The sequence below is a fragment of the Rahnella sp. CG8 genome, assembly GCF_023701875.1.
GTDB lineage: Bacteria > Pseudomonadota > Gammaproteobacteria > Enterobacterales > Enterobacteriaceae > Rahnella > Rahnella aceris.
On the sequence record NZ_JABAED010000038.1, the window covers coordinates 1 to 13,026 of the forward strand.

At 49.6% G+C, this 13,026-nt stretch carries 11 protein-coding genes, 1 tRNA gene and 1 rRNA gene; 7 read left to right on the top strand and 6 right to left on the bottom strand.

Annotated elements, in window-relative coordinates:
• The first annotated feature begins 120 nt into the window (after window positions 1–120).
• Window positions 121–196, top strand: a tRNA-Thr gene (locus HGO41_RS23180).
• A gap of 36 nt (window positions 197–232) precedes the next feature.
• Window positions 233–348 (top strand): 5S ribosomal RNA (gene rrf, locus HGO41_RS23185).
• A gap of 135 nt (window positions 349–483) precedes the next feature.
• Here the strand turns inward: rrf and actP are convergent.
• From actP to acs, 3 genes are read right to left on the bottom strand one after another with little or no spacing between them, the layout of a single operon-like run.
• A complete protein-coding gene (gene actP / locus HGO41_RS23190; protein WP_370447459.1) occupies window positions 484–2,118 on the bottom strand; it encodes a cation/acetate symporter ActP in 1,635 nt (544 codons plus the stop codon).
• 29 nt (window positions 2,119–2,147) lie between these two features.
• Window positions 2,148–2,459: a DUF485 domain-containing protein gene (locus tag HGO41_RS23195; RefSeq protein ID WP_013573722.1), complete on the bottom strand. Its 312-nt coding sequence runs from the start codon at window positions 2,457–2,459 to the stop codon at window positions 2,148–2,150.
• Between the two features lie 55 nt (window positions 2,460–2,514).
• Window positions 2,515–4,476 (bottom strand): acetate--CoA ligase, encoded by a 1,962-nt coding sequence (gene acs, locus HGO41_RS23200; RefSeq protein ID WP_013573723.1) that lies wholly within the window; start codon window positions 4,474–4,476, stop codon window positions 2,515–2,517.
• 515 nt (window positions 4,477–4,991) lie between these two features.
• On the opposite strand from acs, the gene HGO41_RS23205 reads away from it, so the two are divergent.
• The 5 genes from HGO41_RS23205 to HGO41_RS23225 all read left to right on the top strand — a co-directional run bounded on the left by HGO41_RS23205 (window position 4,992) and on the right by HGO41_RS23225 (window position 10,238).
• Window positions 4,992–5,570, top strand: a complete 579-nt coding sequence (locus HGO41_RS23205) for a fimbrial protein (RefSeq protein WP_013573724.1) — start codon at window positions 4,992–4,994, stop codon at window positions 5,568–5,570.
• Window positions 5,571–5,671: 101 nt separating this feature from the next.
• The gene (locus HGO41_RS23210) at window positions 5,672–8,173 is read left to right on the top strand and encodes a fimbria/pilus outer membrane usher protein (protein ID WP_013573725.1); all 2,502 of its coding nucleotides are present in this window, start codon (window positions 5,672–5,674) and stop codon (window positions 8,171–8,173) included.
• Window positions 8,174–8,219: 46 nt separating this feature from the next.
• Window positions 8,220–8,957 (top strand): fimbrial biogenesis chaperone, encoded by a 738-nt coding sequence (locus HGO41_RS23215; protein WP_250981502.1) that lies wholly within the window; start codon window positions 8,220–8,222, stop codon window positions 8,955–8,957.
• Between the two features lie 9 nt (window positions 8,958–8,966).
• Entirely contained in the window at window positions 8,967–9,938 is a 972-nt protein-coding gene (locus HGO41_RS23220) for a fimbrial protein (RefSeq protein ID WP_013573727.1), read from the top strand.
• A 27-nt stretch (window positions 9,939–9,965) separates the two neighbouring features.
• Window positions 9,966–10,238: a helix-turn-helix domain-containing protein gene (locus tag HGO41_RS23225; RefSeq protein WP_013573728.1), complete on the top strand. Its 273-nt coding sequence runs from the start codon at window positions 9,966–9,968 to the stop codon at window positions 10,236–10,238.
• A 24-nt stretch (window positions 10,239–10,262) separates the two neighbouring features.
• Here HGO41_RS23225 and HGO41_RS23230 read toward each other — a convergent pair whose 3' ends face one another.
• The 3 genes from HGO41_RS23230 to HGO41_RS23240 all read right to left on the bottom strand — a co-directional run bounded on the left by HGO41_RS23230 (window position 10,263) and on the right by HGO41_RS23240 (window position 12,968).
• Window positions 10,263–10,820: a FidL-like protein gene (locus tag HGO41_RS23230; RefSeq protein ID WP_013573729.1), complete on the bottom strand. Its 558-nt coding sequence runs from the start codon at window positions 10,818–10,820 to the stop codon at window positions 10,263–10,265.
• On the bottom strand, window positions 10,810–11,685 hold the full coding sequence (locus HGO41_RS23235) for a winged helix-turn-helix domain-containing protein (RefSeq protein ID WP_225444976.1): 876 nt from the start codon (window positions 11,683–11,685) through the stop codon (window positions 10,810–10,812). The genes HGO41_RS23230 and HGO41_RS23235 overlap by 11 nt, the downstream gene beginning before the upstream one ends.
• A gap of 254 nt (window positions 11,686–11,939) precedes the next feature.
• Window positions 11,940–12,968, bottom strand: coding sequence for a S66 family peptidase (locus tag HGO41_RS23240; RefSeq protein ID WP_013573731.1), 1,029 nt, complete (start codon window positions 12,966–12,968; stop codon window positions 11,940–11,942).
• Window positions 12,969–13,026: the final 58 nt, after the last annotated feature.

Below are 13,026 nucleotides of genomic sequence, written 5' to 3' on the forward strand. Positions count from 1 at the left end.
CAGAAGTGAAACGCCGTAGCGCCGATGGTAGTGTGGGGTCTCCCCATGCGAGAGTAGGGAACTGCCAGGCATCAAATTAGTAAAGTTCGCTTTTACGCGGATTGTTATAAGAATTAGCGTGCTGATATGGCTCAGTTGGTAGAGCGCACCCTTGGTAAGGGTGAGGTCCCCAGTTCGACTCTGGGTATCAGCACCAGTAATAAGCGTAGAGTTCGGTAAATTACAGAATTTGCCTGGCGGCACTAGCGCGGTGGTCCCACCTGACCCCATGCCGAACTCAGAAGTGAAACGCCGTAGCGCCGATGGTAGTGTGGGGTCTCCCCATGCGAGAGTAGGGAACTGCCAGGCATCAAAAAAAGACAAAAGCCCTGCACAATGTGCAGGGCTTTTGTCTTTTTGTTCTACGGATCAGCGATTAAGCACGCAATATTCAAACAAAAGGCCATCCTCAGGATGGCCTTTTCTATTTCTGCGCTCTACTCATCAGTGATTAGAGCTTTGCGAGATCCCGATCCCTGTTTGTGACCGCACAAACTGAGGGTAGAAACGCTCCCTTTCTTTCTGTCCTTCCAGTGAGTTATCTGTAATCGAGAAGAACCAGGTACCGGCAAAAGCAACAATCATCGAGAACAGCGCGGGGTATTCGTAAGGATAAATGGGCTTAGCATGTCCTAAGATCTGGACCCAGATAGTTGGCCCGAGAATCATCAATATGACTGCTGTAAGTAATCCGAGCCATCCGCCAATCATTGCCCCGCGCGTTGTCAGTTTAGACCAGTACATTGAGAGCAGAATAATGGGGAAATTGCAGCTCGCAGCAATGGAGAACGCTAATCCAACCATGAATGCAATATTCTGTTTTTCAAACAGAATACCCAACGCGATGGCGACGATACCAAGCAGAACAACGGTGATCTTCGAAACCCTTAACTCATCACGTTCTGTTGCTTTACCGTCCTTGATGACGCTCGCATACAGATCATGAGAGACCGCCGAAGCCCCTGCCAGCGTTAAGCCCGCGACCACCGCTAAAATGGTTGCGAAAGCCACGGCAGAGATAAATCCGAGGAAGAAACTTCCACCGACCGCATCCGCTAAATGCACGGCTGCCATATTATTACCGCCGAGTAATATACCGCTGGCATCTTTAAACGCCGGGTTTGAGCTGACCAGAACAATAGCACCGAAACCGATAATGAAGGTCAAAATGTAGAAGTAACCGATAAAGCCAGTAGCATAGAACACGCTTTTCCTGGCTTCTTTGGCATCATTGACGGTGAAGAACCGCATCAGAATATGGGGTAAACCGGCGGTACCGAACATCAGTGCAAGCCCCAGAGACAGAGCGGATATCGGATCTGAAACCAGTCCTCCCGGGCTCATGATTGCAATCCCTTTAGAGTGGACGGCGACCGCCTGAGTAAAGAGGGTATTAAAGTTGAAGCCGACAGATCTCATGACCATAATCGCCATGAATGTCGCACCGGCCAGCAACAGGATAGCTTTGATGATTTGTACCCAGGTCGTCGCCAGCATTCCGCCAAACAACACGTAGAGTACCATCAGGATCCCAACCAGGATCACTGCGACATGATAGTTAAGCCCAAACAATAGCTGGATTAACTTACCGGCACCGACCATTTGTGCGATCAGATAAAGCGCAACAACCACCAGCGAACCGCAGGCTGAAAGCAGCCGGATTGGTTTTTGTTTCAACCGGTATGACGCGACATCTGCGAAGGTATATTTCCCCAAATTACGCAGGCGTTCGGCAATCAGGAACAAAATGATTGGCCAGCCGATCAGGAAACCGATGGAATAGATCAGGCCATCATAACCGGAGGTATAAACCAGTGCGGAGATACCCAGGAAAGAAGCGGCAGACATGAAATCGCCAGCAATTGCCATACCGTTTTGCAGGCCAGTAATGCGGCCGCCAGCTGTATAGTAGTCCTGGCGGGACCGTGTACGCTTTGCTGCCCAATAGGTGATATATAAAGTCGCGCCAACGAACAGCACGAACATTACGATAGCTTCAATATTAAGAGGCTGACGTTTAACTTCCCCGGCGATGCCCTCCGCAGCAAGCAAACTGAACGGGAAGGCGAGGGATAGCATCAGTAAAAGAAGAGAGCCGCGACGTGCGATCATGGCTGCACCTCGCGGATAATATCTGCCGTCAGGCGGTCAAACTCGCCGTTCGCGCGAATGACGTAAATTCCTGTCAGCACGAAGGAAATCACGATCAGCCCCACGCCCACGGGAATGCCGCGGGTGATGGTGGCACCGTCATAGAGAGGTGTTCCCAGCCACTGTGGATCGAACGCAATCAGTAAAATGAAAGCGACATACAGAACCAGCGTGATGCCTGACAGCAGCCAGGCAAAACGACTGCGTTTTTGCACCAGTTCCCTGAAGCGCGGATTACTTACAACTCTCTGATAAATGAGATCATTCATCTCAGTGACTCCTGTGAGGCATTGATAGAGTTCACCGCGCCAGGGCGGTGAAAAATTAAGACGGCACTTTCATTGATTGTTTTTCTTCCAGCAATTTATCGACTACGCCCGGATCCGCCAGCGTAGAGGTATCTCCCAGATTGCTTGTGTCTCCGGCTGCAATTTTGCGCAGAATACGACGCATAATTTTGCCGGAACGGGTTTTTGGCAACGAATCAGTCCAGTGAAGAATGTCAGGCGTGGCAATGGACCCTATCTCTTTACGCACCCAGTTGCGTACTTCGGTATAGAGTTCCGGTGACGGTTCTTCGCCGTGATTCAGTGTGATGTAGGCGTAAATAGCCTGACCTTTAATGTTATGCGGAATACCCACAACGGCAGCTTCTGCAATTTTAGGGTGAGAAACTAATGCTGATTCAATTTCAGCCGTCCCAAGGCGATGGCCGGAAATATTGAGCACGTCATCAACACGGCCTGTTATCCAGTAATAACCGTCTTCGTCACGACGCGCACCGTCACCGCTAAAGTACATATTTTTAAACGTGGAGAAATAGGTCTGCTCGAAACGTTCATGGTCACCAAACAGTGTACGCGCCTGACCCGGCCAAGAATCGGTGATGACCAGATTGCCTTCGCATGCTCCTTCCTGAGGAACGCCTTCGTTGTCTACCAGAGCAGGCTGAACACCGAAGAACGGCCGCGTTGCCGAACCCGCTTTCAGCTCAGTGGCACCCGGCAGCGGGGTTATCATGAAACCGCCGGTTTCGGTTTGCCACCAGGTATCGACAATCGGGCACTGGCTGTTACCAATAGTCCTGTAGTACCACTCCCAGGCTTCCGGGTTAATCGGTTCGCCAACTGACCCCATGATCCGCAGTGAAGCACGGCTGGTGCCCTCAATGGCTTTATCCCCTTCAGCCATCAGTGCGCGGATCGCCGTAGGTGCGGTATAGAGGATATTTACCTTGTGTTTATCAATAACCTGCGCCATACGGGCCGGTGTCGGATAATTTGGTACACCTTCAAACATCAGGCTGATGGCTCCGCACGCCAGCGGGCCGTAGAGCAAATAGCTGTGGCCCGTTACCCAGCCGACATCGGCCGTACACCAGTAGATATCGCCATCATGATAGTCAAAGGTGTATTTGAAGGTCAGGGCCGCATAGACCAGATAACCGCCCGTGGTATGCAATACGCCTTTCGGTTTACCCGTGGAGCCGGAGGTATAAAGGATGAAAAGCGGATCTTCTGCTTTCATTTCTTCGGGCGGACAATCTGCAGAAATGCCTTCAATTGCATCATGCCACCAGATGTCACGACCCTCTTTCCATTCCCCCTGTTTGCCGGTGCGTTTGAAAATGATGGAATGTGTGATGCTGGTGACCGACGGGTTTTTCAGCGCATCATCCACATTTTGTTTCAGCGGAATGGTACGTCCGGCGCGCAGACCTTCGTCGGCGGTAATCACCAGCCTGGCATTGGAATCGATAATGCGACCGGCAACAGCTTCCGGGGAGAAACCGGCGAAGATAACGGAATGCACAGCACCGATACGGGCACAGGCCAGCATCGCGACAGCCGCTTCCGGTACCATAGGCATGTAAATAGCGACAACATCCCCTTTCTTAACGCCCAGGCCCTTTAAGACGTTAGCAAACTGACAAACATCATGATGAAGCTGTTTGTAGGTGACGTGTTTATTCTCGGCTTTCGGGTCATCACCTTCCCAAATCAGCGCTGTCTGATCGCCTTTGTCGCTTAAATGACGATCCAGACAGTTAGCTGCAAGATTCAGAGTGCCATCCTCAAACCAGCGAATATCGATATTCCCCGGCGCAAATGAAGTGTTTTTCACTTTTGTGAAAGGCTTAATCCAGTCGAGCACTTTGGCCTGTTCACCCCAAAATGCGTCAGGATCTTCGACAGACTTTTGATAATACTGCTGATATTTCTCAGGTGTGATCAGGGTACGCTCTGCTATGGAGGCAGGAATAGGGTGCTTATAAACATGGCTCATGGTTTTTCTCCTTTGATTTGTTAATGATATGTCAATAAAAGGTTGGGTGTAGTTTGCGGTATGCCTTTGTTTGTTTTCTGGGGGACAGATCACGCAAGCGGAGAAAAAACAGCAGGATATATTCATTCGTCATGCGGAGCAGTCCACATAAGCCTGGGAAGTTCAGGAAAGAGTGGGAAAGAGATAAAGTTAAAAAATATGATTCTTAATGTGATTATTTGGTTAAAGAAAGCTTAACTCAGGGTTTGGTGTGGAAATTTTCTTATCTATTACGGAACATTTAATATCAGATATTTTAACCTCTGAGTTAATTTCCTTTCATAAATCGCATGTTTAAAGATTAATCTGAGAGTAAAACTCTTAATATTTGCAATTGGCAAATTATTATAACGTTAAATTTAAAATATCAGTATATTGATCTGGCAAGAGAGGGGTGCTCTCTTCGGTACAGCGAAAAATATCGCTTAATAGCTGCTTAATGCTTAATAGCTACCGTTAAATCTCAAGGACTTATTATGTTTAACGCCAAAAGAAAGACACTGGTTATTGCTTTATCTGCCTTTATTTCTGCATCAGCTTTTGCAGATGATACAACGCCTCCGACAGGAGCTGATCAAGGTTCAGGCCGTATTCATTTCACCGGGACGGTTATTAACGCACCTTGCTCAATTGCCGCAGGTGATGAAGACATTAATGTAAACATGGGGCAGGTCGCGAATAAGGTGCTCGAAAGCGGCAATAAATACTCTCAAAACGTGAATTACACCATTCATTTGCAAGATTGTGACCTGACCGCACAGACGGCGGGCACTGTTCAATATCCGGCTATGTCCAAAGTCGCCGTTTCTTTTGCGGGTACGCCTGACAGCAGCGCCGCTGAACTACTGGCCAACACCGGCAGCGCGAAAGGCGCAGGCATCCGCCTGATTGACGCCAACGGTGACCTGCTGAAAGTGGGTGACACCTCTAAAGATATTAACCTGGTCACAGGGAATAATGAGCTGGTATTCGCCGCACGCGTGGAAGCCAATTCTCAGCCTGTTTCAACCGGTACGATCGTTTCTCAGGCAACTTATGCCCTGAACTACAAATAAATATCGCTGCTATTTAGGGGAGTTTTCTCCCCTTTATTTTTTGGCTGTGCCAGCGCCAGGGATTGGTGTGGATTACTATTTTAGTAAGAAGTGATTTTATTATGTCGTTTGCGATGAATAGAACATCGGCTGAAATCAAGAATGTCCTGTGGTTTATTTTTATTCTGTCAGGATGCTTTATTTCAGTCAGAAGCTTCGCAGTAGAATTTAACGTTAACTTCATTGATTCTGCCGATCGCAATAATGTCGATCTGTCACGATTTCAGGTAGCCGATTATATCGCGCCCGGTGAATACCTGCTGGATGTGGTGCTCAATGGCCGCACGTTCGGCGAACAAAGCGTGATTCACTATATTCCCACTGCGGATAAGAAAAATAGCCGCCTGTGTTTACCGCCGGTACTGGTGGATAAATTCGAACTCACTAAAGACGCGCGCGAAAAGCTGACTTTGTGGCATCACGGTGAATGCACATCTCTCGATCAGCAGCAGGAAGTCACCGCACGTTACGATCAGGAAAAACAAACGCTGAATATCAGCATTCCCCAGGCCTGGCTGACCTTTCACGATCAAAACTGGGTGCCGCCCTCACAGTGGGATGATGGCGTCAACGGTGCATTGCTCGACTACAACCTGCTCGGCAGCCGATACATGCCGCAGTCCGGCGACAGCACCACCAGTTTCAGCAGTTACGGCACCACCGGTTTTAACCTCGGGCCGTGGCGCGCCCGTGCCGATTATCAGTATTCTTCGTCGCGCACGTCCGGCGCGCCCGCCAGTGATAAATTCACCTGGACGCAAACCTATCTGTATCGTGCGCTGCCTTCTGTGGGCGCACGCCTGACCGGCGGGCAGACCTATTTAAGCTCAGATATTTTCGATTCATTCCGTTTTCTCGGTGTTTCACTCAACAGCGATCAGCGCATGTTGCCTCCGTCGCTGCGAGGTTATGCGCCGCAAGTCACCGGCATCGCCAAAACCAATGCCAAAGTGAGTATCAGTCAGAACGGGCGGGTGATTTATCAGACCAACGTGTCACCGGGCCCATTTGTGGTTCAGGATCTGACCGAAGCGGTACAGGGCGCGCTGGATGTCAAAATCGAAGAAGAAAACGGTAGCGTGACGACTTATCAGGTGACCACCGCGACCATTCCGTTCCTGACCCGCAAAGGCCAGGTGCGTTTCAAAACCGCAATGGGCAAACCGACCACCGGCAGCAGCAATCACGTCTTGCAGCCGGGTTTTTACAGCGGCGAAATGTCCTGGGGTGCGCTGAATGATTTCTCGCTTTACGGCGGTCTGATCAGCACCACCGGTAACTATCAGGCGCAGGCCATCGGCGTCGGGCAAAACCTGCAAAAACTCGGTGCCGTATCTTTTGATGTCACGCGTTCCTCGGCGACCGTACCGGTGGCAGGGAAACAAACCGGGCTGAGTTACCGCGCCAACTACTCCAAGCGGTTTGACTCGACCGGCAGTCAGATTACGTTTGCCGGATACCGCTTCTCGGAAAAAACGTTTATGTCGTTCAGCCAGTACCTCGACAAGGTGAACGGCGACGGTTATTCCCGCGATGACAAACAAACCTACACCGTGACGGCAAATCAGTACCTGCCGTGGCCGGCGATCACGCTCTATCTCTCTGCTACCCACAAGGTCTACTGGAATGAGAGTGCGAGTAACAATTACAGCGTGTCGGTCAGCAAGGTTTTCGATATCGGCCGCTTTACCGGCATTTCTGCGACGTTTTCCGCCAGCAAGCTGAACTACCGCGATACCGATGAAAATCAGATGTTTCTGTCGCTCAGTTTGCCGTTGTCTTCCGGGCAACAGATCAGCTACGACGCACAGCAGGATTCGCAAAGTGGTTACTCGCAAACGGCGTCGTATTACAACAGCCAGGATCCGAACAATAGCTGGCGCGTGGGCGCGGGCGGGAGCAGCCCGGATCTGCAAAAAGGTAACGGTGTGTTCCGCGCCAACTATCAGCATATGTCGCCGTACGGTCAGTTCGGTGCGAACGGCAGCGTGAAAAATAACGATTACCGCTCAGTGAATGCCAACTGGTACGGATCGTTTACTGCGACAGCGGCAGGTGCAGCATTGCATCAGAGCAGCGCCGGCAGCGAGCCACGCATGATGGTATCAACCGGCGTGAAAGGCATTCCGATCAGCGACGGTGCGTCAGTGACCAACGATTACGGCATTGCTGTTGTGAATGGTGTGTCCAGCTACCAGACCTCCGATATCCGCGTTGATGTGAATAATTTGCCGGATGACGTGGAAGTTTACAGCTCGGTGGTCAGCAAAACCCTGACGGAAGGCGCAATAGGCTTTCGCAAAATCCGCGCCATTAAAGGTGAACGTCTGATGGCGGTAATACGCCTCGCTGATGGCAGCCACCCGCCGCTGGGCGCCGCCGTTACCGACAACAGTTCCGGGTTTGAAGCGGGCCTGATTGGCGACAGTGGTCTGGCGTACCTGGCCGGAGTATCCGGCGAGAAATCCCTGACTGTTCGCTGGGGAGACGGGCAGCAATGTCAGATCCAGGTGCCACCTCAGCCCGTGACATATTCAGGGCAGGTATTGCTGCCCTGCACTTAATAATTTAAACGCTTTCAACAAAGCAGATCAGGAAAGGAATAATCCGATGAACAGGTATTTTTTGCGTTTTGGGGCAGCATTACTGCTGATGATTGGCATGACTTATCCGACTTTCGCCGCCGTCAATCTGGACCGGACACGCATCATCTATAACGCCAGTGATAAATCCGTCAGCGTGATGCTGGAAAACCAGAGCAAAGATCTACCGTATCTTGCGCAGGTCTGGCTGGAGAACGAGCAGGGCGAAAAAATCACCTCTCCGCTGGTGGCGTTGCCGCCGATGCAGCGCATTGATGCTGGCCAGAAAAGCCAGATCCGCATTTTGCAGTTACCCGAAACCGCCGGTCTGCCGAAAGATCGCGAATCGCTGTTTTACTTTAACGTGCGTGAAGTGCCGCCAAAAAGTGACATGGCGAACGTGATGCAGGTGGCGATCCAAAGCCGCGTGAAGCTGTTTTTCCGTCCGGTGGAGCTCAGGAAGCTGGTGAAAGGTCACTGGCAGGAACAGCTTCAGGTTGCCCGTCTCAGTGATGGGCTAAAACTGACCAATCCGACACCGTTTTATATCACTGTCGGCTATCTGGGCAAAGACAACAAAGGCAATATCCCTGGTTTTGACAGCGTGATGCTCGCACCGTTCGCCAGCGAAAATCTCACCGGCAAGCAGTACGTTAGCCAGCAATACAGTCTGGGTTACATGGATGATTACGGCGGTTTGCAGGTGAACGAGTACAACTGCCAGACACAACAATGTCACCGCATCAGCAAAGACGCAAAACGCTAAGGAGTGGTGATGGCTGGTATTGACAGATTTCAGGCGGGTCGGATGGTATTTCTCCTGCTGCTGTTGTTTTTTTCCCGCAGTGCACTGGCGCTCGATTGTGTCGAAAAAGGTACCGGTATTGTGGACAAACCGGCTATTCCCGTCGGGCAACTGGCGATCCCGGCGAACGTGCCAGCAGGCACGAAAGTCTGGGAATCCAATGACATCAATGTCACGGCCTATTGCGACAATGTGCTGGGTTCGATCATTGATGTGGTGCATTTCTACTTTAATCCCAAATCACAGTCGATTGGTGAAGGGTTGCTGCTGGGCGTCAGTTACAACGGGCAGGATCTGGAGCAGAACGAACAGCGTCTGAGTACCAACAGTACGCCGATCAAAAAAGGTCAGAATGTGACGGTGAATGTCACGTTCCGTCTGTATATCAAAGTCAGCGGAAATGCGCCTTCCAGCGGACATTATCAGGGGGCCGACCAGTTTACGGTTTTCCAGCTTGACGGCAGCCGCGGGATTAACAAAACGCCGGGCGCAAAAAATCTTAAATACAACCTTTCAGGATTACAGGGGATCCGCTTTCTGGCCTGTGGCTCTGATCTGAAAGTCTATCCTGAGTCTCAGATTGTCGATTTTGGTGCAATTCAAAGTACCACGTTGTCCCGATCGTCCGGCGTTTCACTGCCGTTTGCCATTAAAGCGGTAAAACAAGGGTGCCTTGACAACTTCTCGCTGCAGGCGGAGTTTTCCACCGCCAGCCCACTGCTGGACAACACCGCGATTGACCTGTCCAACGGCGCGAAGCTGATGCTCTATAACGACCAGGATAAAGCCATCACTTTCAACCGCTATGATGACTTTGCTGAGCTGAACAATGTGAATGAAGTCACCAAAAACTTTACGGCAAAACTGAGTGCGATCCCGGGGAAAACGCTTTCTCTCGGGCAGTTTGACGCATCCGTGATCGTCAAGATCAACTACTACTGACGACGGCTTAAGGAAAGGAGGAAAGCTATGCTAAGAACGGCAAAATTGCGGGCGCAGGCGCTCGAGGAACCGGTTTATAAGGTCCAGGCACCGGAGCTCATCGCAGAGACTCACATTCATGCCCTGCTGCAAACCCTGCGTGAAGATGCTGGACTGAGTAAGACAGAACTGGCCAGACGGCTGGGCATCACGCCACCAGCGATTACCCGTCTTGAGAAGCGGCCGGCTCAGGCCAGTTTTTGTACCTTGTCGCGTTACGCCCAGGCTTGCGGGTTTCATCTGTACCTCTACTATAAATAAGTGAGTTACTAAATGTATTTGTATTCAAAGACTTTTTTTGAATACACACAATGCAATCGGAGACTGGTTGCTTTCAATCAACAGGGTGCTGTTATCGTATTTCTTCAGTACCAGCGTGTCAGTATGGCCGGTCAGAAAAAAACTGTTTATCAGCAGGAGAGACGAAATCTGCCAGTCCATATTGTCTACACTGTCGATATTAATCTGACTGCTGGTGAGCGAATACGTACTGGAGTTTGTGCTAACGTGAATATAGTCATAATAAATGTTTCTCAGCAATGTTTTCCGTTGAATAACAATCCCATTTTTGTCATACAAATAACCCGTTCCACTGAGTGAAACTAAAATTTTGTGGTTGTCAAGAAAACTGAAGTAGAGTGCGGCCACCAGTTTTGCGGTTTGATTATCATATTGTGCTTCTATGATCATATTTCCACGGCAAGGTATATTAACAGGGAATGCTTCCCGGTTCTTTTGGACGAAAAAACCATACAGGGTAAAGAGTAATATAAATACAGCCGGGATGAACGGGAGGAGGATGCTCTTCTTTCCCTGAAAAATACGTTTTCTATCACTGAACATGCGTGGTCCTGTCATTTGTATAATAGCTTATGCAAATGTTAGCTTTATAATTATCATCGGTAATGCACTGCGCCATAAAATCACGTACTGAGCCAGTATTGATGGGCGAGGTAAAACGCTCACTTTGGAATATGAAAATATCTCCTGGTTTGCAGGTAATATTATTTTTTTGCAGAAATGTCCCGGCCAGTTGAATAAATTCGCGCTTACGGGACGAAATGACGGGCGCGGTTGAATACAAATCACAGGCACCCAGCCTGGCAATTTTCAGCTCTGTTTTCGGATCCTGTAAATCGTTGTACATAATGAAAAATGCCCACACAGTCAAGACTGCCGCCACAAGCAGGCTTATCATAAAGCCAGAGGGGCGATTTTTTATCCTCTTTTCAGGTTGCGTTTTTAGCTGAAGTGATGCTGCCGTCGGCGCGATGTTCTCTTCCTTTTGCTCTGTTTCAGTCAGCCGGTTTTCCGGTGTTTTGTTGACCTGCACGTTGTGAACCTGAATTTTCTCCTCAGGAGGTTCATGCATGAGGTAAGGTTCAATAATGATTTCTTTACGGATAGTAAAACCGACCTTGGGCACGGTAACGATAAATTCATCAGGGTAACCCAAAGTGACCACTACTTTGCGTAATTTGCTGACGCAGTGATTAAGATTATTATTACTTGCTATCAGTCCGTAGTCATCCCAAACTTTTTTAAAAAATATTTCACGCTCAACAACGATACCCTGTTGTTCTATTAACAATAATAATATCCTGCGCGCAGGATTAGAAATGGCGATCTTGTTTTCTGAATCACCCGCTAATGAAAGTGTGTTATCTTCAGGGTTGAAGACTATTAGATTTTCAATCAGATAATTCATGTGCATTTCACGCCTCCCTGTTAAGAATATCCTGCCTCCACACATGCTTCATGCAATGAGAACAATGCGCACCCGGCGCGCATTCTTGATTTATATCTCACGCATCAGGTCAGTCAGTATAAACCGTTCTATTTCAAAAACAGATTTCTGTCGTAAATGTTTACAGAGCAGTCGTTCGAAATGTAATGGCGGAAAGCGTGGGGGGAAAAGCATATAAATCACGTACGGATTTTTAGTAGTACGTGATTTTTGATTTATTGCTGCAGATACGGGCCGACAATGTCGATGTGCTGCTGAGAGAAGTCGACAGCAATACGGGCACCCAGAGGAAGCGTTAACATCGGATGGGTATGGCAGCAGTCGAAGCCATCAACCAGCGGAATGTCTTGTCCGTTCAGCACTTCCAGCAGCACATCCGCCGGTTGCCTTCCTGTCCCCGCATTATCGAACAATTCGTGTTTGCCGAGCAGAATAGCGCTCACACGGTCGAAAATTCCGTTCAGTTTCAGCATTGAGAAAGAGCGCTCGATGGTCGCGATATTGTGCAAGCTGTCTTCGATAAACAAAATATCGCCCTGACGGATTTCCGGCATATAAGGGCTGCCCCAGATGCCAGACAACGTATTCAGATTTCCGCCGATGACGCGCCCCTCGATGCGTCCCTTGCCGTGAAAACGGCAGGTATTGGCGTACAACGTTTTCGCCCTGACCGGCGTGACATCATTCCAGTTGAGCTTTTCATCCGTCCAGTGCTGCGGTAAAGCGTAGCGATAAGGCTCAGAGCGGCGGGTCATCAGGATGTCAGCGAAAGACGCGTAGGTTTCATCAACCAGCGGCGGAAATTCGCCAAAAGAAGCCACCAGCGCCGGACCGTAAAAGGTGATCAATCCTGTTTGCGCATAAATCCCGGCCAGCAATGCGGTCGTGTCGGAATACCCGATGATGATTTTCGGATCAGTACGCAGCGCATCGTAATCCAGATAAGGCAGCAGAGAGTTAGTGTTGTTACCGCCAATCGACGACATTACACAACGCACCTGCGGATCACGGATCAACTGATTCAGTTCTTCGGCACGTGCCTGAATGGAGCCGGAGCGATAGTGATCATATTGTCCGGTCATTGTGCCGGCTTTCAGCACAAATCCTTTATCTTCAAGGAATTTCTTCCCGCGCAGATAACGGTTAGGGGCGGTGGCAGTCACCGGTGATGACGCAGAGAAAAAACCAATGGTATCGCCGGTTTTCAATGCAGGGGGAAACAGCGAAAGTTCTGACGAGGGCATTTTACATCCTATAAATCTGCTCAATGTTCAACCTGCAATGTATCAATTCAATTGCAGG